We start from the raw sequence: 19523 nt of genomic DNA on the forward strand, positions 1-19523 counted from the left end.
AAATAATTATTTTTTGATACTTTAAATTAATTGATTTTTAAGATTTTGGTCTTAAAGTTTTATTAATTTTTACCAATCTTTTTCTTGCTTTATTTTTCTTCCTTTCGACTTTTTAACGTTCATCTTCTTTTGTGTCTTCTTTTCTTCGTTATTTAAGCTTTCTAACAATTGCTTCATTTGTTCAGGTGTCATCTTTCCTGGTTGAGGCTTTTGTTGTTGCTTATCTTTTTTGTCTTTTTGGTTTTTAGGATCTTTATTTTGATCTTTCTGATCTTTGTTTTTGTCCTGATCTTTTTTATCCTTATCGTCTCCTTCCTTCTTGTCTTTATCTTTTTGATCTTTGTTTTTGTCTTTATTCTGATCCTTCTTTTGATCCTTCTTTTGATCTTTCTGATCTTTATTTTTATCCTTGTTTTTGTCGTCTTTCTTCTGCTGATCTTGTTGCTTTTTAGCTTCTTTTTGAGCGACAGCTAGATTGTAACGTGTTTCGTCGTCATTAGGATTATTTCTCAAAGCATTTTTATAAGCGTCTACAGCTTGTTGGTATTGCTTTTGCTCCATCATTGCATTTCCAATGTTATGGTAAGCTTCTGCTTTCTCTGCTTTATTTTTTGCTGTTTTAGTAGCTAGTTCATATTCAGAAACAGCTTCTTTATATTTTTTTCCTTGATACAAAGCGTTTCCGTAGTTGTAACTTGCTTTATCGTACTTGCTATCTTTTCCTAAAGCTTTTCTATAAGCTATAGAGGCTTCATTAAACTTTTCTTTATTATAAAGTTTATTTCCTTCTCTTAGTAATGCACGAGCTTCTCTTTGTAAGCTTAATGTATCTATTTGTGCTTGCACTTTTGTTGCGAATAAAACAACAAAAACAAAACTTATGTGGATTAATTTTTTCATGTGTCTATGCCTCCTTTTCATTAAATAAATCTACTTTTTTTAGCCATTTTGTTTTTCTTTCGAAGAAGAAAAGATCTATAACTAAGAATAAAAAGCCTAAACCAACAAACCATTGGAATTGATCTTTATAATCTGAAAACTGTTTAGTTTCAAATTCACTCTTTTGAGCATTTCCTATAATTTTTTCAATTGCTTTTACAGGTTGTTCAGTTTTATTTCCATCAATATAAATTCCGTTAGATGCATTTGCAATATCTTTCAGAATATCTGGTTTTCTCTGCGTAATAACAGTTTCCCCTTTTCTATCTTTTTTATAACCAATGTGCCCGCCATTTAACTCAATAGGAATTGGTCCACCTTTTTCTGTTCCTACTCCAATAGTGTAAACTTTTACGCCTTCATTAGCTAAATCTTGTGCTTTCTGCTTCGTTTCTTCCTGATGGTCTTCTCCATCTGAAATAATGATTAAAAACTTATTTGTTTGCTCATCATTATTATAATAAGTTTTAGCTAAGTCTAATGCTTCATTGATAGCAGTTCCTTGACTAGAAACCATATCTGGATTTGCATTTTGAAGAAACATTTTTGAAGCAGCATGATCTGTAGTAATAGGAAGTAAAGGATATGCGTTTCCTGCATAAATAATAATTCCTACACGATCACTTCCTAATTTATCTATAATTTTTGAAATAATTTGCTTTGCTTTTTCTAGTCGGTTTGGAGCAATATCTTTTGCTAACATACTTTTAGAAACATCTAAAGCAAAAACAACATCTACACCTTCTCTTTTAACTGTTTGTAGTTTTGTTCCCATTTTAGGATTGACTAACGAAACGATTAAAAATGACAACCCAATTAATAAAAATATAAGTTTTAAAGTAGATTTAAATACAGAAAAATTAGGAGCAAGTTTAGCAAATAGAGCACTGTCTGCAAATTTACGTTGTGTTCTTTTTTTCCACCATAAAACCAATAAGAATATTCCAATTATAACAGGGATAATTGCAAAAAAGTAAAAATATATTGGCTCTTCTATCTTATACATATTTCTTATGATATTTATATGTTTTATCGTTTAATTGTTAATTGGCTCACTATGTAATTGCGATTTACGTAGTGCGTTTAACATATTAGCGATTTTTGATAATTGTTTTCTAATTTCTAAATAATTGACTTCATTAATAAACTTTAGCTCCTTAGATAATATTAAATGATTTAAAACTTCCATAGTAGAACTATAAGCTATTGTTGTAAAATGAGCTTTATCTTTATTTGTAATTCTACTTGTTCCTTCTGCTAAATTAGCTGAAATAGAATTTGAAGCTCTTCTTAATTGATTAATTAAACCAAATTTTTCATTATTAGGGAATTTTTCTGTTAATACATAAATATTCTTCGAAAGCAAAATAGCTTCTTTCCAAACTTCTAGCTTTTCAAATGAGAACAAATGCATAACTTAACAAATCAACTATTTAACGATTTAACAATAAAATTATATAAAGCTTTTAAATACTGTGTTTCTTAATATAAATTCTAGTAACAAGAATATTCCTGCTAAGAATATCCAAAATCGATATTGTTCGCTATAATTATAGTATTTGAACTCTTCTATTTTGGTTTTCTCAAGTTTATCAATTTCATCGTAAATCTCTTTCAGTTTAGCATTACCAGTTGCACGGAAATACTGTCCGTCAGTTTCATTGGCAATAAATTGTAATAGTTTTTCATCTATTTCAACTTGCTGATTTCTGAAAGATAATTTACCAGTTCTTGGATCTTTTGCCCAAGGGAATGGAGCCATACCATTAGTTCCTATTCCAATAGTATATACTTTTATCCCTAATTCTTTAGCAAGTTCTGTAGCTGTTTTAGGATCTACAAAACCAGCATTATTTACACCGTCGGTAAGTAGAATAATCACTTTACTTTTGGCTTTACTTTCTTTTAACCTATTTACTGCAGAACCAAGTCCCATTCCAATAGCAGTTCCTCCTTCTAATTGTCCCCATTTAATTTCAGAAATGGTTCTTTTTACAATAGATTTATCACTTGTAATAGGCGTTTGCGTAAAACTTTCTCCAGCATACACTACAATACCAATTCTATCATTAGGTCTTCTGTTTACAAAATCTGAAGCAACTCGTTTTAAAGCTTCTAAACGGTTTGGTTTTAAGTCTTTTGCAAGCATACTAGCAGAAACATCAATAGCCATTACAATATCAATACCTCTATTGGTTTTTGTTTTTTTACTTACAGAAACATTCCTAGGTCTTGCTAAAGCAATAATAATTGCTGAGAGTGCTAATAATCTGAATACATTTAATAAAGGTTTTAGTTTTGGAAGAATAGAACTACTTCCTTCAAAACCTTTCATACTAGGAACAGATAAAACAGTATTTTCTTTTTTTCTATTCGAAAAAAGCCAAAGTGCTAGTATTGGAATTAATACAAATAGCCATAAAAACTCTGGACTATGAAACTCGAAATTATTTAACATTGGTTACTGGTGTTTTTAACGAGTTTAACGTTGGTGCTACTTTAGTTAGCGAATATGATATTAAACCAATAATTGCTATAATAAGTAGTATTGAAATTATTTTTATAAGTATTGAAGGTTTTTTAACCACAGGTTTTTCTACAATAATTACTGGATCTACATCTGCATCAGTTTCTACCTCAATAATATTTTGTTTCAGATTATCAACAATATGCTTGGCAATATTTCTGTCTGCTTCAATCTCATGTGCTAAAGGTTTAGATTTAGCAAACTTTACTAAGTCTGCTTGTTGTAATAATTTATCTAAACGTTCTATAGTTTCCTTATCAGTTAAAATAGAATCACTGTCTTTAAAGTCAGATAATGTTTCTATTAAACCATTTGTAGTGGTTTCTAAGGCAGGAACATGGAGTTCTCTTTCAATATAATTTCTAACAATATCTGTTAACTCGCTATAATATTGTTTTATTTTATTGTTTTGCCATAACAATTTTCCGTCTAATAACTTTAAGTTTCTAACGGCTTCTTGATACGGATTTAGTAATTGCTCACTTGTCTTTACTTCATCATCTTCTGTTCTCTTAAGTGCGAAATAAAGTACACCACTTACTAAAATAATGATTCCGAGAATCCAGAACAGTATGTTTTTATAATCGTCAAATTGATACGGTTCACCTTTAATTCCTTTAATAGGGAATTTTTTAACTTTAGTAGTATCAATAGGAACGGTAGCTACATTTATAAGTAAACTATCGGTTAAATATGCTTGATTTTTAATAAAGATTTGTTGTTGTGGTATGTAAAAAGCACCACTATCGAAACCTGTAAGAATATATTTTTGAATCAAACGATTTTTTAAAGTGTCTACCTTTAAACTATCAATTACTTCAATTCCTTTAAGCTGTAATTTTGGAAGTCGTACATTCTCTACGCCATCTACAGATATTTTATATTCAAATTGTTCTCCAATTCGAATATTAGTAGTGTCTGTTGCTACTTGTACAGGAGATGTTTGAGCGATACCAACACCAGCAAATAGCAATAATATGTAAAGTACTAATTTTTTCAATTTATGCTTTGTTTTTAAAATAACTCAATAGTTTTTTTACATAACTTTCATCTGCACGAACATTAATAGTTCCCAAACCACTTTTCTTAAAAGAAGTTTCAAAGTTATCTTTTAATCGTAAAGCATTGGCTTTGTATTTTGTTCTTACAGCTCTTGAGCTTGTATTTACGAGTCGGATTTCTTGAGTTTCATTATCTACCATTGGAACCATTCCTAAGTTTGGAATTTCTTCATCAAATTTATCGTAGATTCTAATACCCGTTAAATCGTGCTTGTTTCCAACAATTTTTAAAGTTCTTTCGTAATTTTCATCAACAAAATCAGAAAGCATAAAAACAATAGCTTTCTTTTTGAGTACGCTAGATAAAAACTTTAAAGCTTCATCTATATTGGTACGTTTGCTTTTAGGTTGAAATTCTATTAATTCTCTAATAATTCGGAGCACGTGACTTTTTCCTTTTTTAGGAGGAATAAATAACTCTATTTGATCTGAGAATAAAATAAGTCCAACCTTATCATTATTTTGAATAGCAGAAAAAGCTAAGGTTGCAGCAATTTCTGTAACGGTATCTTTTTTAAATTGAGTAGCTGTTCCAAAAAGTTCAGAACCTGAAACGTCTACCATAAGCATCATAGTAAGTTCACGTTCTTCTTCAAAAACCTTAATATAAGGTTCGTTATAACGTGCGGTAACATTCCAGTCTATAGCTCGAATGTCGTCTCCAAATTGATACTGACGAACCTCAGAGAAAGTCATTCCACGTCCTTTGAACGTAGAATGATATTCGCCACCAAAAATATGATTAGACAAACGTTTTGTCTTTATTTCTATCTTACGAACTTTCTTGAGTAATTCTTTAGTATCCATATGATTAATTTACCCAATCTACAGGTAACGGAGGCAACTCCAACTCTTGATCTACAGATGTTTTTTTAATAGAAAATGCTGGAGCTTCCTTTAAAGAAAGGTTTACATTATTTTTCTCAGCTATTTCATTAATGACATCTCTCATGCTTCTTTGTTGGCAAAGAACAAGGTAATTCATTTGAACGTTTGATTCTGTTTGTAAATCAAAACAATCTACTAAGTACGCAGGTTGATCGTCTTGGTAGACTATTGCCTCTGTGCTTTTTTTTGTTTTTGTTTCTAAAATTTGTTTTTTTCCAGTTAGCGTTTTGTACGTTGTTAATTTAAAAGTCATTTCTAGCAAAAATTTTATGTTTGGGATTATATAAAAAATTTCTTTTTAATTGCTAGAGCTTACCTTTTAAGTAACTATTATGGTACTTGCACTTCGTTTATAATAGCATTTATAATATCTACAGAGCTCATGTTTTCAGCTTCTGCTTCGTAAGTAATTCCAATTCTATGTCGCAATACATCGTGCGCCATAGCTCTGACATCTTCGGGGATTACATATCCTCTACGTTTAATAAATGCGTAGCATTTTGCTGCTTTTGCTAAAGCAATACTACCACGAGGAGAAGAACCAAAACTTATTAAAGGTTTTAAGTTACTTAAATTGTAATTTTCTGGATAACGAGTAGCAAAAATGATATCGAGAATATATTTCTCAATTTTTTCATCCATGTATACCTCGTTTACAGTTTCTCTAGCTTTGATGATTTTGTCTATAGAGATTACTGGATTAACTTTTCCGAAGCTATTATTTAAGCTTTGTCTCATAATAAGTTGTTCGTCCTGTAATTTAGGATAGTCAATTACGGTCTTCAACATAAAACGGTCTACTTGAGCTTCAGGTAGTGGGTATGTTCCTTCCTGTTCTACGGGGTTTTGAGTGGCCATAACCAAGAAAGGTTCATCTAATTTAAAAGTTTCGTCGCCAATTGTAATTTGACGTTCCTGCATTGCTTCCAGTAATGCCGATTGTACTTTTGCAGGAGCACGGTTAATCTCATCAGCTAATACAAAGTTTGCGAAAATAGGACCTTTCTTAATAGAAAAGTCGTTTTCTTTTACGTTGTATATCATCGTACCAACAACATCTGCAGGAAGTAAATCTGGAGTAAACTGAACTCTACTAAAACTTCCTTGGACGGCTTTAGATAAGGTGTTAATGGCAAGTGTTTTTGCTAGTCCAGGAACACCCTCTAAAAGAATATGTCCATTTCCTAAAAGGCCAATCAATAATCTTTCGATCATATCTTTCTGACCTACAATTACCTTGTTCATTTCATTTGTAAGTAAATCTACAAATGCACTTTCAACTTCAATTTTTTCGTTAATAGCTCTTACATCTACATCCATATGTAAAAAATGTTATCAGTTATAATTTTTTCAGTGAACAAAGCTACAATATTAACAATTTTTTTCTTGTTAAAAGTAGGTTAAAGATTAGTGAGGTGAAACTGAAAAAAAAATGTTAAAATGATTTTTAAAATAAAGTAGTAATAAAAAATTAAGAATTTATTTTATGAAAATTAACATATTTATTGCATTTGTTGAGTATAATTCTAATTTTTGTTAAATATAAATTAACCAAAACCATAACTACTATGAGGAAAATAAAACATTTAACGAAACTATTAGGATTGAGTTTTTGCCTGTTTTCAATGGGGATTTTTGCGCAGTCTGTAAAAGGAAAGGTAACGGATGTCGCCGGAGAAGGTATTCCGTTTGTAAATGTTATTGAGAAAGGAACTACTAACGGAACAACAACAAACGATTTGGGGGAATTTGTACTGACTTTAAAGAAAAGCCCTTCGGTAATTGTTTTTTCTTCTATAGGGTTTACTACTATTGAAAAAAATGTTTCTGCAGGGCAAACAATAAATGTAACATTGTCAGATGCGAACGATGTATTAGAGGAAATTGTATTAACAGGTAACCGATCTAAGCCTAGAACAATTTTAGATTCTGCAGTGCCTATAGATAATATTGGCCTTGCTGAATTACAAGCAACAGGACAGCCTAGTATCGATCAAGCATTAACGTATGCAGTACCTTCTTATAATTCCAGTAATCAAACGGTGTCAGATGCTACAGCGCACTTTGATCCTGCAGATTTACGTGGTTTAGGTCCAAGTAGAACTTTAGTGTTAGTAAATGGAAAACGTAAGAATCAAAGTGCTTTAGTATATGTAAACGATACACCTGGTAAAGGAGAAGTAGGTACAGATATGAAAAGTATTCCTACGGCTGCAATAGAAAGAGTAGAAGTATTACGTGACGGAGCTTCTGCACAATACGGTTCAGATGCCGTGGCAGGTGTTGTAAATATTATCTTGAAAAAAGATGTAGAATATACACAGGTGAATGCTTATTCGGGAATTACTAAAGTTGGAGACGGATTTAACGGAGGTGTAGATGTGAATCATACATTTGCTGTTGGAGAGAAAGGGTTTTTAAATGCCACTTTAAGTGGATATCATCAAGATTATACAAATAGAGCAGGAGAGCCTGGAAAAGATGATTTATTTGGTGTAGATAACCAATGGACAAGAGATAATCCTGCTTTAGGAATGATTATTGGTCAGCCAGAAATGACTAAAGGGGATTTATTTATTAATGGAGCGTATGAACTAAATGAAGATGTTGAATTATACGCTTTTGGAGGATTTGATTATAGAAAAGGGAAAAGTTTTGCATTGTATAGAACGCCTTATTGGATTACAGATGACTTTGGGTTACTAACACCTCCAGGAGAAACTTACAATGGTTTCCAACCAACATTTGAGACGAATATTCAAGATATTTTATTTACTGCGGGTAGTAAATTTAGATTAGGTGGTTTTAATGCTGACTTAAGTGCTACGTATGGAGGAAATACAGTTGATTACACGATTGGAAATACAATTAATGTAGGCTTAGGGGCTAATAGTCCAACAAGTTTTGATGCTGGAGCTTATGGTTTTAGTAATATTATTGGAAATTTTGATGTAAACAGACAATTTGGTGAGAATATTAGTATTGGTTTAGGAGTTGAAGCAAGACAAGAGCGTTTTGAAGTTACCGAAGGGGAAGAAGCATCTTATATTAACGGAGGAGCACAATCATTTCCTGGTTTACAACCAAGTAATGCTTTAAATGAAACAAGAACTAATGTAGGAGTTTATGGTACTTTAGATTGGGATATTTCTGAAGATTTCTTAATTGGAGGAGCAGTGCGTTATGAAAACTATTCAGACTTTGGAGGAAACACTTCATGGAAAATAAATTCACGTTATAAATTAGGAGAAGCAGGGGTGTTAAGAGGTTCGTATAGTACAGGTTTTAGAGCGCCATCTTTACATCAAGTATATTTAAGTAATGTACAAACATTAGTGTCTGGAGGAACGATATCTAATCAAGGTACGTTTAATAATGTAAGTCAGGTGATTAGAGATTTAGGTGTAGCGCCTTTATTTGCGGAAACATCTCAAAATATATCTGCTGGTTTAACGATTAAAGCTTCAAGAAACTTTACAATTTCGTTAGATTATTACAATGTAAGAGTAGATGATAGAGTATTATTTACTGGAGAGATAGGTGGAACAGATGATGATGGAAATGTAAATGCTGCGGTACAGCAAATTTTAGATGCAAACCAAGTGACAAGTATCAAGTTTTTTATCAATGCAGTAAATACAATAACACAAGGATTCGATTATACAATGCGTTATAGAAATATACCGCTAGGAACTGGTAAACTTGGTTTTAATTTAGCATTGAACATTAATAAAACAGAGTTAGAAGGAGAGGTTGCGACACCAACACAACTATCGAATTATAAAAATGCAATTTTTAATAGAAAAGAACAATCTAGAATTATAAGCGCGCGTCCTAATACAAAATTCTTATTCGGAGGGAATTATGAAGTAGGGAATTTTAATGCGAGTCTTAATAATACATTCTTTGGAGAGGTTACTTGGCAACATGCTACAGATCCTTTAAAAGACCAAACATTTAGTGGTAAGGTAGTTACTGATTTAGGGTTAGGCTATAAGTTCTCTGATTTTGTATCACTTAATGTAACAATCAATAATTTATTTGATGTTTTTCCTGATGAAATTGATACAAAAGGAGATGTTGTTACTGATTTAGGAGGGCGTTTTAGATATCCTTGGGAAGTAAATCAGTTTGGATTTAATGGAACTACTTTTAGAGGAGGTTTAACTTTTACATTTTAAAAAAGCATAAAAACAAAATATTGGAAAGACGTTGTAGTTATACAGCGTCTTTTTTTATTCATATTTTTCTAATATGAAAGTGTCTCCATCAAAAATACCATAGGTAAAATAATGCACCCAATCTCCAAGATTATAGTATTTGCTATTTTCATTTAATTGGATATCTAAAGGTAAATGACGATGTCCAAACACAAAGAAATCATAGTGCTCTTGTGATAATTTTCGATAACAATATTGTACTAACCATTCTTTTTCTTCTCCTAAAAACTTAAAATCTTCGTCACCAGAAATCATTTTATTTTTAACAGACATGTATTGTCCTAGTTTTACACCTAAATCTGGGTGTAACCAACGAAATAGCCATTGAAATAAAGGAAAAGTGAAAACTTTTTTCATTCTCTTGTATCCTAAATCATGAGGACCTAAACCGTCTCCGTGTCCAATGAAGAATCGTTTGTTGTTAATAGAGAATATTTGAGATGAATGATATACAGGTATGTTTAATTCTGTTTCAAAATAATCACGCATCCATAAGTCATGATTTCCTACAAAGAAATAAATAGGAATGCCGCTATCACGTATTTCAGCTAGTTTACCTAAAACACGTACAAAACCTTTAGGAACTACTGTTTTGTATTCAAACCAAAAGTCGAATAAATCTCCTAATAAAAAGATTGCTGCTGCATCTTCTTTAACTTCATTTAACCACTGTACAAACTTTTGTTCTCTGGGAAAACTCTTTTCTTTTGTGGGAGCTCCTAAATGTTGGTCAGAAGCAAAATAAACCTTTTTATTTGCTGGGATATCTATTAAAATCAAACTGAAAATTTTGGTAAAAATAACTATTTTATTTAGCTAACTTTGTAAAAAGACGCGAATATGAAAATTGTAGCTACTAACATAGGAGAACGAACAGAAATAGATTGGAAAGGTAAAAAAGTAGTAACAGGAATCTATAAATATCCAGTAGAGCATCCTATTTTTTTAGATATAGAAACTGTTAAAGATGATGTTATTTGCGATCGAAAACATCATGGAGGTGTAGATCAGGCAGTGTACGCTTTTTCTGAAAAGCATTACGACTATTTTAAAAAGTTATATCCAGATTTGGATTGGGAATTAGGAATGTTTGGTGAAAATTTAACCATGTCTGATTTAGAGGAAACAGAAATTCATAAAGGAGATGTTTTTAAGGTTGGAGAAGTAGTGTTGGAAGTTACAAAGCCACGTCAACCTTGTATGAAATTGGGTGTTCGATTTAAAGATATGCAAGTAATAAAACAATTTTGGAATACGACCAAGAGTGGAGTGTATTTTAAAGTATTGCAAACAGGAACTGTAAAAAAAGGAGATGTCTTTGAGCTGCTTAAAAGAGATGCATCACAACCTACAATTGCTGAAATATATTCAATAAAACGAAAAAGTAAACTTTCTTTATGAATCCTTTTGACGATGTATATTTTATGAAAAAAGCACTACAGGAGGCACAACAAGCCTATGAAAAAGGTGAAGTACCTGTGGGAGCTGTAATTGTATTTAAAAATCAAATTATTGCAAGAGCACATAATTTAACAGAACGACTAAATGATGTAACTGCGCATGCAGAGATGCAAGCGTTTACTTCTGCTGCAGATTTTTTAGGAGGGAAGTATTTAAAAGATTGTGTGTTGTATGTTACATTAGAACCTTGTCAAATGTGCGCAGGTGCTAGTTATTGGACACAAATCGGAAAGATTGTGTATGGCGCTAGTGAACCAAAATTAGGTTTTAGTGTTATGGGAACAAAGTTGCATCCAAAGACAAAAGTTGTAGCGGGTGTTCTAGAAGAAGAATGCGGTCAAATCCTTAAAAAATTCTTTATAGAAAAGAGAAATTTAAACTAAAATAAAGTTTGTTGTTTACTTCCGCTTTCATGTTCTAATAACCATTTTTTACGCCAAACACCTCCAGCATAGCCTGTTAAAGAACCATCTGAGCCAATAATTCTATGACAAGGAATAATAATTGAAATCGGATTTTTTCCATTAGCAGATGCTACAGCCCTAATAGCTTTTACGTCTCCTAATTGTTTTGTTTGATGCAGGTAGCTTCTAGTTTTTCCAAACGGAACATTTAATAATTCATTCCAAACTCTTCCTTGAAATTCTGTGCCTTTAGGTGATAAACGTAATTCGAATTCTTTACGAGTACCGGCAAAATATTCATCTAATTGAGAAACGCATTTTTGTAATTCTTTAGATTTTACTTCTATTGGAGCTAAATTATCATCAATAAAATAAATAGAATGAATTTCATTGTTGGTTCCTTTTATTTCGAGATTTCCAATAGGAGATGTATAGTATGTAGTTTCTATATTCAATTGAATAATTTTTCAGGTTTAGATGTGCTGTTTAATAAAATTAGTAAAATTCCTACAATGATAATGTTTTTGAAAATATATTGTCCTACTAATGAGAAAGCAAAAGGAAAATGTACAAAAGACTTTTCAGGAAAAATAAATAAAGGAAGAAAAGTACAGAACATATGCGCTAGTGCAATTTGGTAAACTATTTTTCTGTTAGAAAAGAAAATAAGTGCAAGTCCAATAAGTATTTCTCCAACACCTAGAAGGTATATAGCTATTTGTTTTGGAAGCGTGCCAAAAGTTAACCAACGAACTACGTCGAAAGCAATTTCCTCAGCTGGACTTAGTTGTGGGAATATTTTAAGAGCTCCAAACCATAAGTAAACAATACCTATAAGTGTAGCTAATACTCTGTGTTCTGAAAATTGAAACTTACGTATTTTAGTAAACAAAGTACTTTAGGTTTAGTGTTGACAATGTTTTTGTTAAAACTGGCTGTAATTTCAGAATTTTATTTGAAAGAATCCTTATAAATAAGAAGTTAATTATTAAAGTGTTGATTATTTAAACAGAGAATACCTCTTTTGAGTTTTGTGTTGTAATTGCAGCTATTTCTTCAAAAGGTTTACCGTAAATATCTACTAATTTTCCGGCTACTTTTTCTATATAACTACTTTCATTACGTTTTCCTCTATAAGGAGTTGGAGCTAAATATGGAGAGTCAGTTTCTAAAACTATATGTTGTAAATCAATATCATTTAAAAATTTATCAATCTTCCCATTTTTAAAAGTAGCTACACCACCAATACCTAATTTCATGTTATAAGAAATAGCTTTTTGGGCTTGTTCTAATGTTCCAGTAAAACAGTGAAAAATTCCAAATAAATCATCTCCTTTTTCGCTTTCTAATACCTCAAAAATTTCATCAAAAGCTTCTCTACAATGGATTACAATAGGAAGTTTTTTTTCTTTTGCCCATTGAATTTGAGTTTTAAACGCTTCTTGTTGTTGTTGCAAGAAGGTTTTGTCCCAATATAAGTCAATACCAATTTCACCAATAGCGTAAAAATTACGTTTGTCAATCCACTCTTTTACATGAGCTAATTCTTCTTTGTAATTCTCTTTTACAGAAGTTGGGTGTAATCCCATCATTAAAAATACATCATCTGGATAATTTTGTTCTAAATCAAGCATTCTTTCTGTGTAAGAACTGTCTATAGCAGGAATAAAGAAACGAGAAACACCAGCATCTTTAGCTCTTTGTATCATTTCTGCTCTGTCTTCATCAAATTGTTCTGAGTATAAGTGTGTATGTGTATCGGTAATCATTTCTTTCTAATGTAAAATAGGAAGCTTAAAAGTTAAAGTTTTCTAGTTTTTAGACTGAAAGTTTTGCTTGTTGCTTTCCCTTCGTTTGTAATAACGTATTTTTGTTTTCGGATGCAAAAGTACGAGAAATGGCAAGTTTGAAAAAAGTATTGCGAAAAAAGAAATACGTTCGAATAAAGTTGAAGAAAATGATTACGAATCATTTGGAGTTATCTGCTAAGATTAATGGAGTGAAAGGTGTGTTCATTTTAGATACAGGCGCGTCTAACTCTTGTGTAGGATTAAACTTAACTGAGCAATTCAAATTAACTTCGGAAGAGAGTGAAGTAAAAGCTGCAGGAGCAGGTGCTACAGATATGGAAACTTATATTTCTACTGATAATTATTTAAAAATTGGTGATTGGAAATTACCAAGTTGCGATTTGGTATTATTTGATCTAACACATGTAAATACGGCTTTAACACAGCATAAAGCAAAAGAAGTACATGGAATTATTGGAGCAGATGTATTGGAAAAAGGAAAAGCTTTTATCGACTACGACAAAAAAGTACTGTATCTAAAAAAGGTGAAAAAGAAAAAGCAACGAACAATGTCGTTGCCTTTTTAATATAAATTCAATTAATTTTTCTAATCTATTAAAACTTCTCTAATACGTTTAATAGCTTCACGTAATTGTAGTTCAGAAGCTGCATAAGACATTCTAATGCAGTTTGGAGCACCAAATGCTTGTCCGGTAACTGTTGCTACGTTTGCTTCTTCTAATAATAGCATAGAGAAATCATTAGCGTCTTTTATCTCTTTTCCTTTAATTGTCTTTCCAAAGAAAGCAGAAATGTCTGGGAAAATATAAAAAGCTCCTTCAGGAACATTCAACTTAAATCCTTCTATTTTTCCTAATAATTCTAATACTAAATCTCTACGAGATTTAAACTCGTCTACCATATATTGTACTTTATGAGGAGATGCCAATACAGCCGTAATAGCAGCACGTTGTGCAATACAATTGGTTCCAGAAGTAATTTGTCCTTGCATTTTAGTACAAGCTTTTGCAATCCATTGTGGAGCACCAATGAAACCAATTCTCCAACCAGTCATCGCAAATGCTTTCGCTAAACCATTTACAGTAATTGTTCTATCATACATGCTTTCGATAGCAGCAAAACTAAATGGTTTTACACCGTAGTTAATGTGCTCGTAAATTTCATCAGAAAGAATGAAGATTTGTGGATGTGCTTCTAAAACTTTTGCTAAAGCTCTGTATTCTTCTTCGCTATAAATACTTCCACTAGGATTGTTCGGAGAGTTGAAAAACACCATTTTTGTTTTTGGCGTAATTGCAGCTTCTAATTGCTCTGGTGTAATTTTAAAATCAGTGTCTATAGAAGAAGGAATCTCTACAAATTTAGCTTCACATAATGTTGCAATAGCAGAATAACTAACCCAATATGGAGCAGGAAGTAAAACTTCATCTCCAGGATTTAATAATACCTGTGCAACATTTGCAATAGATTGCTTTGCTCCAGTAGAAACAACAATTTGATTTGGTTGATAATCTAAGTTGTTGTCACGTTTAAATTTGGTGCAAATAGCTTCTTTTAATTCAACATAACCATCTACAGGAGTGTATGAGTTATAGTTCTGGTTAATAGCTTCAATAGCTGCGTCTTTAATAAAATCAGGTGTGTTAAAATCAGGTTCTCCTAAGCTTAAGCTAATGATGTCTTTTCCTTGATTTTTTAATTCTCTAGCTTTAGCTGCCATTGCTAAAGTTTGCGAAATAGGTAAACTGTTAATTCTGTTAGATAATGCTTCAGACATTTTTTTTGTTGATTATGCTAGTTGCGGTTTTTTTCCAAGTTCGGCAATATGCCTTAAGTGTTCTAAAAGTGCTTTTCTTGTAGTTTTATATTCGTGATAAGGAAGGTTAAATTCTTTAGCTGTTTCCTTTACAATCTTAGCTATTTTCTTATAGTGTATATGAGAAATATGTGGGAAAATATGGTGCTCTACTTGATGATTTAAACCTCCAGTGTAGAAATTTACCAACCAGTTTTTAGGTGCAAAATTAGAAGTTGTGTACAATTGGTGAATTGCCCACGTATTTTTCATGTTTCCATTTTCATCTGGCAAAGGCATCTCTGTTTTAGGAACAACATGTGCTAATTGAAAAACAAAACTTAAAATAATACCAGCAGTATAGTGCATAACAAAGAAACCTATTAATACTTTCCACCAAGCAATGTTTAATACCATAATTGGTAATACAATCCACATAGCGTAGTATATAATTTTAGAAATAATAAGCTTTGTCCATTCTACTTTTGGATTCGGAAACTTACCGTAAGATAATTTTCTTTTTAAATAGCTGTGCATTTGTTTAAAATCGGTAGTAATTGCCCAATTAATAGTTAATAATCCGTATAAAATAGGAGAATAATACTTTTGATATTTATGAATTGGGAACCATTTTGCATGTTCAGAAAAACGTATAATTCTACCAGCATCAATATCTTCATCGTGATCTTGAATGTTTGTATATGTATGGTGTAGTACATTGTGTTGTACTTTCCAGTTGTATACATTACCGGCTAAAATATAAATACTGCTTCCCATTAAATCATTTACCCATTTTCTACTAGAGAAAGATTCATGATTACTGTCGTGCATTACATTCATTCCAACTCCTGCCATTCCAATTCCTATGACAATAGTTAATAATAATTGTAACCATTGCGGCATGTCTACGGTAAGGATTATTACAAAAGGAGTTAGGAAAAGTGCGAACATAATAATTGCTTTTATATATAATTTCCAATTACCTGTACGCTTAATATTGTTTTCTTTAAAATATTCGTTTACTCTTTTATTCAACGTTCTAAAGAATTTGGTTTTATCTATTCTAGAAAATTTAATTGTTTTCATACTATAAATTAAAGAGGTAAAAATAAACGTTTTTCGTTCATGTTTACCTGATAACGTAAGTTTTTAACGAGAATTATTAAATAATACCAATCTTTAACTTTTTCATATGTTTATATAGGGTCGATTTTATTTTAAAAACTGAACATTTTGTATTAAAAATGCCAATAAAAATAATTTAGCAAGGTCGCTTTTTTTGTTACCTTTGCGTAAATGTTAAAGGAAAAGAGAAGATAAATTGTTATAGACTTCTCAAAAAAATGATCGTGATTGTCTAAGCCGCTATTTATGAAATAGCTAAGAAGGCATTATTGAATTGTAATCTCAATTAATTTAAATTTTATATAAGCTATGAAGGTTTTTAAAACACTTTTTATCGCATTGTCTTTTGTTTTTGTATTCCAATCTTGTAGTTCAGGAGATGGAGACACTCCAGATTCTGGAACGTATATTCGATTTACAGTAAATGGCGTAGATTATGAGTTTGTAAATATTATTACAGCTGAATCTAATGCTATTACATTGAATGGAAATAATGGACCAGCTTTAACGGATCCTGGAGATACAGGAATGGGGATTTGGTTTCCATTAGACATAGAGGTTGGAACTTTTGAGGTGAATAGCAATATTTTAAATGGTTCTCCACATAAAATATCTTTTACCTCTGAATCTTTAGGGTTTGATTTCAATTTCGCAAATTCTGGAACTGTTACGGTAACTTCAGTTTCTGGAGATTATTTTGAAGGAACATTTTCAGGAACTGTTACAGTAGGAGATAATACAGCTACTATAACGAATGGTAGTTTTAGAGGAGAGAAATTCTAAATAGTTTTTGTAACTAAGAAGAAAATTTATAATGCCTGATAACAAACTTTAAAATGTTGTTATCAGGCATATTTTTTTGCTAAGTGTTTATAAGGTTGTAAGAGGTATTAATGAATAATTGTTATTATTTTTGCCTTTGAAATGAAAATAGTATGCAAATAATAAAGAAATACTTTCCAGACTTAACAGAGGATCAAATAGAGAAATTCGCTGCATTGCAAGATTTGTATGAAGATTGGAATTTAAAAGTGAATGTTGTTTCTAGAAAAGATATAGATGAGTTGTATTTACGTCATGTTTTGCACTCGCTAGGTATTGCTAAAGTAATGCAATTTCAACCAAATACAAATGTGATGGATGTTGGAACTGGAGGAGGATTTCCAGGAATTCCGCTAGCTATTTTATTTCCAGAAACGAATTTTCACTTGGTAGATTCTATAGGGAAGAAAATTAAAGTAGTGAACGAAGTTGTTGAAGGACTAGGTTTAAAGAATGTAAAAACTACACACGGAAGAGTTGAAGAAGTAAAAGAAACTTATGATTTTATAGTGAGTAGAGCAGTAGCTCAGATGGAAACTTTTCATCGTTGGATAAAAGATAAAGTTCAGAAAAAACAAAATCATGAATTAAAAAATGGGATTTTGTATTTAAAAGGAGGAGATTTAACAGAAGAATTAGCAAAATTCCCTAGTGCAACTATTTATGATTTAGTTGATTATTATGAAGAATCATTTTTCGAAACTAAAAAAGTAGTACACTTGCCAGTTAAATATAAAGGGTAAGTAGAATTAAAAGAATTAATAATAAAAAAGGAAGTTTGTTAACTAAAAACAGACTTCCTTTTTTTGTTGTACAGTAGTAGATTATAATCTAAATACTTTATGACTTTCAGTACGACCTCCACTTTCTATTTGTAAAAAATACAAACCTGAAGGAAGTTTCGGTACTTCAATTAAAACACCATTATTAACTACTTCTTTTGAACCATGGGTAACTAGTTTTCCGCTGTTGTCATACAACTTATAATATACACCAGTAAATTCTTTTAAAGAATTCAAATTAAGTTGTGTAGTGAATGGATTTGGATATACAAACCAGTTCTTTTTAATTTCTGGGTTAATGTTTTCTGCAGGATCAGCAATACATCCTTTAGAAATAGAATATGAGCTTTTTATGACTCTTTCGATTTTGGCGTTAACAAAACTTTCATTGGTTGAATAATTAAAAAAAGTATGATCAATAACGGTATCAGAAGCTCCTAAGAAATCTTGTAATAAAGTGGTGATTGTTTGTCGGTAATCAAATTGAATGGTTTCTAATTGATAGTTGTTATCAGAAGTAGCTTCAGATAAATCTACATTGGTTCCAGAAACTCCTCCGTTAACAGGTTTTCCAAATACAAACATAGGAGCAATTTCTCCATGGTCTGTTCCAAAGTTTCCATTTTCTTTTGCTTTTCTACCAAATTCAGAATACGTTAACCCAACTACATCGTCACCTAATGATTGTTCGTTTAAATCTTTTACAAAGGTTGTTACAGCAGAAGAAACTTCACTTAATAAATCGTAGTGTTTCCCTTTAATATCTGCTTGTCCTTGAATTTGATTGTTATGAGTGTCAAAACCTCCAATACTTACTAGATAGACTTTGGATTGTAAACCTCCGCTAATTAATCGAGCAACAGTTTTTAATTGATTTGATAAATTATTGTCTTCATAAGTAGCAGCATTTGTTCCGTTATTAAAAGCATCGGAAATAGACTTAGAGAATTTGTTAGAGGTTTTGTTTACATCGATAATATATTTCAATTCATCTCCAAAATGAGACATGGGAATGTTTGTTGGCGCCTCACCACCTAAACCGCTAATTTCAGTGAAGAACCCAGCGGGATCTTGTCCTGTAATATTTATAGAGAGTCCATGTTCTTCTGCGCCATGAAAACCTAATTCTGTTTTACTAGAGCCTATTTGTACACCTAAAGGATAAGCCGCTTCTAATTCTTCTGTATAAAACTTTTCCATAAAGCGGCCAGTCCATCCAGAGCTTTTACCGTTTAGCCAGTTGTTTCCATCATTTCCTGTAGAATAAATGTCTTTTGAAGCAAAATGACTTTTGTTTTGAGAAGGGTATCCAACAGCTTGTAAAATTCGTAGTTGACCTTCGTCATATAAGGATTTGAATCCTGTTAAGGCGGGGTGTAACCCTAATTGTTGTTCGTCTGCTAATGTAGTGTCTAATTTGATGAAACGACTAGAACCAGCATCAGGAATTCTCACTGTTGGCCTTAGGTTTGCATATGTATCGTAACCATTAATTGGAATTGTTGTATTTAAACCGTCATTTCCTCCTACTAGATTTACTAATACCAATTTTCTGTTAGAAACGTCTCCGCAATCTACTACATCTAAATCGATGGTTTTAAGTAAGGCTTTTAATTCAAATGGTAATAATCCCAAAGCAGATGTGGTACTCGCTAGTTTTATAAAATTTCTTCTTTTCATGGGGTTTG

At 31.5% G+C, this 19523-nt stretch carries 20 protein-coding genes and 1 pseudogene; 6 read left to right on the top strand and 15 right to left on the bottom strand.

All coding sequences use genetic code 11. From position 1 onward, the window contains the following. Window positions 1-69: 69 nt before the first annotated feature. From ACKTTC_RS00350 to ACKTTC_RS00385, 8 genes and pseudogenes are all read right to left on the bottom strand, one after another. Window positions 70-900: a tetratricopeptide repeat protein gene (locus ACKTTC_RS00350; RefSeq protein WP_408037273.1), complete on the bottom strand. Its 831-nt coding sequence runs from the start codon at window positions 898-900 to the stop codon at window positions 70-72. Between the two features lie 4 nt (window positions 901-904). Beyond that, window positions 905-1945, bottom strand: coding sequence for a VWA domain-containing protein (locus ACKTTC_RS00355; protein WP_408037274.1), 1041 nt, complete (start codon window positions 1943-1945; stop codon window positions 905-907). A 30-nt stretch (window positions 1946-1975) separates the two neighbouring features. Then, a complete protein-coding gene (locus ACKTTC_RS00360) occupies window positions 1976-2353 on the bottom strand; it encodes a four helix bundle protein (RefSeq protein ID WP_408037275.1) in 378 nt (125 codons plus the stop codon). 39 nt (window positions 2354-2392) lie between these two features. Continuing rightward, window positions 2393-3397, bottom strand: a complete 1005-nt coding sequence (locus ACKTTC_RS00365) for a vWA domain-containing protein (RefSeq protein ID WP_408037276.1) — start codon at window positions 3395-3397, stop codon at window positions 2393-2395. Window positions 3398-3557: 160 nt separating this feature from the next. After that, a pseudogene (locus ACKTTC_RS00370) lies at window positions 3558-4466 on the bottom strand (hypothetical protein); the annotation flags it as partial. Between the two features lies 1 nt (window position 4467). Beyond that, window positions 4468-5334 (bottom strand): DUF58 domain-containing protein, encoded by an 867-nt coding sequence (locus ACKTTC_RS00375; RefSeq protein ID WP_408037277.1) that lies wholly within the window; start codon window positions 5332-5334, stop codon window positions 4468-4470. A 4-nt stretch (window positions 5335-5338) separates the two neighbouring features. Next, a complete protein-coding gene (locus ACKTTC_RS00380; protein WP_408037278.1) occupies window positions 5339-5668 on the bottom strand; it encodes a hypothetical protein in 330 nt (109 codons plus the stop codon). A 77-nt stretch (window positions 5669-5745) separates the two neighbouring features. Then, window positions 5746-6735: an AAA family ATPase gene (locus ACKTTC_RS00385; RefSeq protein ID WP_408037279.1), complete on the bottom strand. Its 990-nt coding sequence runs from the start codon at window positions 6733-6735 to the stop codon at window positions 5746-5748. A gap of 248 nt (window positions 6736-6983) precedes the next feature. Between ACKTTC_RS00385 and ACKTTC_RS00390 the strand changes: the two genes are divergently transcribed. After that, complete coding sequence (locus ACKTTC_RS00390) at window positions 6984-9596, top strand: TonB-dependent receptor (RefSeq protein ID WP_408037280.1); 2613 nt, start codon at window positions 6984-6986, stop codon at window positions 9594-9596. A 54-nt stretch (window positions 9597-9650) separates the two neighbouring features. On the opposite strand, the gene ACKTTC_RS00395 is transcribed toward ACKTTC_RS00390, so the two are convergent. Next, window positions 9651-10406, bottom strand: coding sequence for a UDP-2,3-diacylglucosamine diphosphatase (locus ACKTTC_RS00395; protein WP_408037344.1), 756 nt, complete (start codon window positions 10404-10406; stop codon window positions 9651-9653). 69 nt (window positions 10407-10475) lie between these two features. On the opposite strand from ACKTTC_RS00395, the gene ACKTTC_RS00400 reads away from it, so the two are divergent. Further along, the gene (locus tag ACKTTC_RS00400) at window positions 10476-11036 is read left to right on the top strand and encodes an MOSC domain-containing protein (protein WP_408037281.1); all 561 of its coding nucleotides are present in this window, start codon (window positions 10476-10478) and stop codon (window positions 11034-11036) included. Beyond that, window positions 11033-11479 carry a nucleoside deaminase gene (locus ACKTTC_RS00405; protein WP_408037282.1) on the top strand — a complete coding sequence of 149 codons (447 nt, stop codon included), beginning with the start codon at window positions 11033-11035 and terminating at the stop codon, window positions 11477-11479. The genes ACKTTC_RS00400 and ACKTTC_RS00405 overlap by 4 nt, the downstream gene beginning before the upstream one ends. Here the strand turns inward: ACKTTC_RS00405 and ACKTTC_RS00410 are convergent. The 3 genes from ACKTTC_RS00410 to ACKTTC_RS00420 all read right to left on the bottom strand — a co-directional run bounded on the left by ACKTTC_RS00410 (window position 11476) and on the right by ACKTTC_RS00420 (window position 13269). Then, window positions 11476-11949, bottom strand: coding sequence for a methylated-DNA--[protein]-cysteine S-methyltransferase (locus ACKTTC_RS00410; RefSeq protein ID WP_408037345.1), 474 nt, complete (start codon window positions 11947-11949; stop codon window positions 11476-11478). The genes ACKTTC_RS00405 and ACKTTC_RS00410 overlap by 4 nt on opposite strands. Window positions 11950-11951: 2 nt before the next feature. After that, window positions 11952-12392, bottom strand: coding sequence for a doxx family protein (locus ACKTTC_RS00415; protein WP_408037283.1), 441 nt, complete (start codon window positions 12390-12392; stop codon window positions 11952-11954). A gap of 112 nt (window positions 12393-12504) precedes the next feature. Next, window positions 12505-13269: a TatD family hydrolase gene (locus ACKTTC_RS00420; RefSeq protein ID WP_408037284.1), complete on the bottom strand. Its 765-nt coding sequence runs from the start codon at window positions 13267-13269 to the stop codon at window positions 12505-12507. 128 nt (window positions 13270-13397) lie between these two features. Between ACKTTC_RS00420 and ACKTTC_RS00425 the strand changes: the two genes are divergently transcribed. Beyond that, window positions 13398-13877: a retropepsin-like aspartic protease gene (locus ACKTTC_RS00425; protein ID WP_408037285.1), complete on the top strand. Its 480-nt coding sequence runs from the start codon at window positions 13398-13400 to the stop codon at window positions 13875-13877. 20 nt (window positions 13878-13897) lie between these two features. On the opposite strand, the gene ACKTTC_RS00430 is transcribed toward ACKTTC_RS00425, so the two are convergent. Together ACKTTC_RS00430 and ACKTTC_RS00435 are read right to left on the bottom strand one after the other, a co-directional pair. Beyond that, complete coding sequence (locus ACKTTC_RS00430) at window positions 13898-15088, bottom strand: pyridoxal phosphate-dependent aminotransferase (RefSeq protein ID WP_408037287.1); 1191 nt, start codon at window positions 15086-15088, stop codon at window positions 13898-13900. Window positions 15089-15100: 12 nt separating this feature from the next. Beyond that, window positions 15101-16192, bottom strand: a complete 1092-nt coding sequence (locus tag ACKTTC_RS00435) for a fatty acid desaturase family protein (protein ID WP_408037289.1) — start codon at window positions 16190-16192, stop codon at window positions 15101-15103. 348 nt (window positions 16193-16540) lie between these two features. On the opposite strand from ACKTTC_RS00435, the gene ACKTTC_RS00440 reads away from it, so the two are divergent. Beyond that, window positions 16541-17014 carry a hypothetical protein gene (locus tag ACKTTC_RS00440; protein WP_408037290.1) on the top strand — a complete coding sequence of 158 codons (474 nt, stop codon included), beginning with the start codon at window positions 16541-16543 and terminating at the stop codon, window positions 17012-17014. Window positions 17015-17166: 152 nt separating this feature from the next. Continuing rightward, window positions 17167-17796: a 16S rRNA (guanine(527)-N(7))-methyltransferase RsmG gene (gene rsmG, locus ACKTTC_RS00445; protein WP_408037291.1), complete on the top strand. Its 630-nt coding sequence runs from the start codon at window positions 17167-17169 to the stop codon at window positions 17794-17796. An 81-nt stretch (window positions 17797-17877) separates the two neighbouring features. Here the strand turns inward: rsmG and ACKTTC_RS00450 are convergent, their stop codons facing one another. Continuing rightward, entirely contained in the window at window positions 17878-19515 is a 1638-nt protein-coding gene (locus ACKTTC_RS00450) for a DUF1501 domain-containing protein (RefSeq protein WP_408037292.1), read from the bottom strand. Window positions 19516-19523: the final 8 nt, after the last annotated feature.

The sequence above is a fragment of the Tenacibaculum amylolyticum genome (assembly GCF_964511145.1).
GTDB classification, from domain to species: domain Bacteria; phylum Bacteroidota; class Bacteroidia; order Flavobacteriales; family Flavobacteriaceae; genus Polaribacter; species Polaribacter amylolyticum.

Coding starts and splice junctions, on each gene's coding strand:
- ACKTTC_RS00350 (WP_408037273.1), bottom strand. CDS start 900: ATGAAAAAATTAATCCACATAAGTTTTGTTTTTGTTGTTTTATTCGCA.
- ACKTTC_RS00355 (WP_408037274.1), bottom strand. CDS start 1,945: ATGTATAAGATAGAAGAGCCAATATATTTTTACTTTTTTGCAATTATC.
- ACKTTC_RS00360 (WP_408037275.1), bottom strand. CDS start 2,353: ATGCATTTGTTCTCATTTGAAAAGCTAGAAGTTTGGAAAGAAGCTATT.
- ACKTTC_RS00365 (WP_408037276.1), bottom strand. CDS start 3,397: ATGTTAAATAATTTCGAGTTTCATAGTCCAGAGTTTTTATGGCTATTT.
- ACKTTC_RS00375 (WP_408037277.1), bottom strand. CDS start 5,334: ATGGATACTAAAGAATTACTCAAGAAAGTTCGTAAGATAGAAATAAAG.
- ACKTTC_RS00380 (WP_408037278.1), bottom strand. CDS start 5,668: ATGACTTTTAAATTAACAACGTACAAAACGCTAACTGGAAAAAAACAA.
- ACKTTC_RS00385 (WP_408037279.1), bottom strand. CDS start 6,735: ATGGATGTAGATGTAAGAGCTATTAACGAAAAAATTGAAGTTGAAAGT.
- ACKTTC_RS00390 (WP_408037280.1), top strand. CDS start 6,984: ATGAGGAAAATAAAACATTTAACGAAACTATTAGGATTGAGTTTTTGC.
- ACKTTC_RS00400 (WP_408037281.1), top strand. CDS start 10,476: ATGAAAATTGTAGCTACTAACATAGGAGAACGAACAGAAATAGATTGG.
- ACKTTC_RS00405 (WP_408037282.1), top strand. CDS start 11,033: ATGAATCCTTTTGACGATGTATATTTTATGAAAAAAGCACTACAGGAG.
- ACKTTC_RS00420 (WP_408037284.1), bottom strand. CDS start 13,269: ATGATTACCGATACACATACACACTTATACTCAGAACAATTTGATGAA.
- ACKTTC_RS00425 (WP_408037285.1), top strand. CDS start 13,398: ATGGCAAGTTTGAAAAAAGTATTGCGAAAAAAGAAATACGTTCGAATA.
- ACKTTC_RS00430 (WP_408037287.1), bottom strand. CDS start 15,088: ATGTCTGAAGCATTATCTAACAGAATTAACAGTTTACCTATTTCGCAA.
- ACKTTC_RS00435 (WP_408037289.1), bottom strand. CDS start 16,192: ATGAAAACAATTAAATTTTCTAGAATAGATAAAACCAAATTCTTTAGA.
- ACKTTC_RS00440 (WP_408037290.1), top strand. CDS start 16,541: ATGAAGGTTTTTAAAACACTTTTTATCGCATTGTCTTTTGTTTTTGTA.
- rsmG (WP_408037291.1), top strand. CDS start 17,167: ATGCAAATAATAAAGAAATACTTTCCAGACTTAACAGAGGATCAAATA.
- ACKTTC_RS00450 (WP_408037292.1), bottom strand. CDS start 19,515: ATGAAAAGAAGAAATTTTATAAAACTAGCGAGTACCACATCTGCTTTG.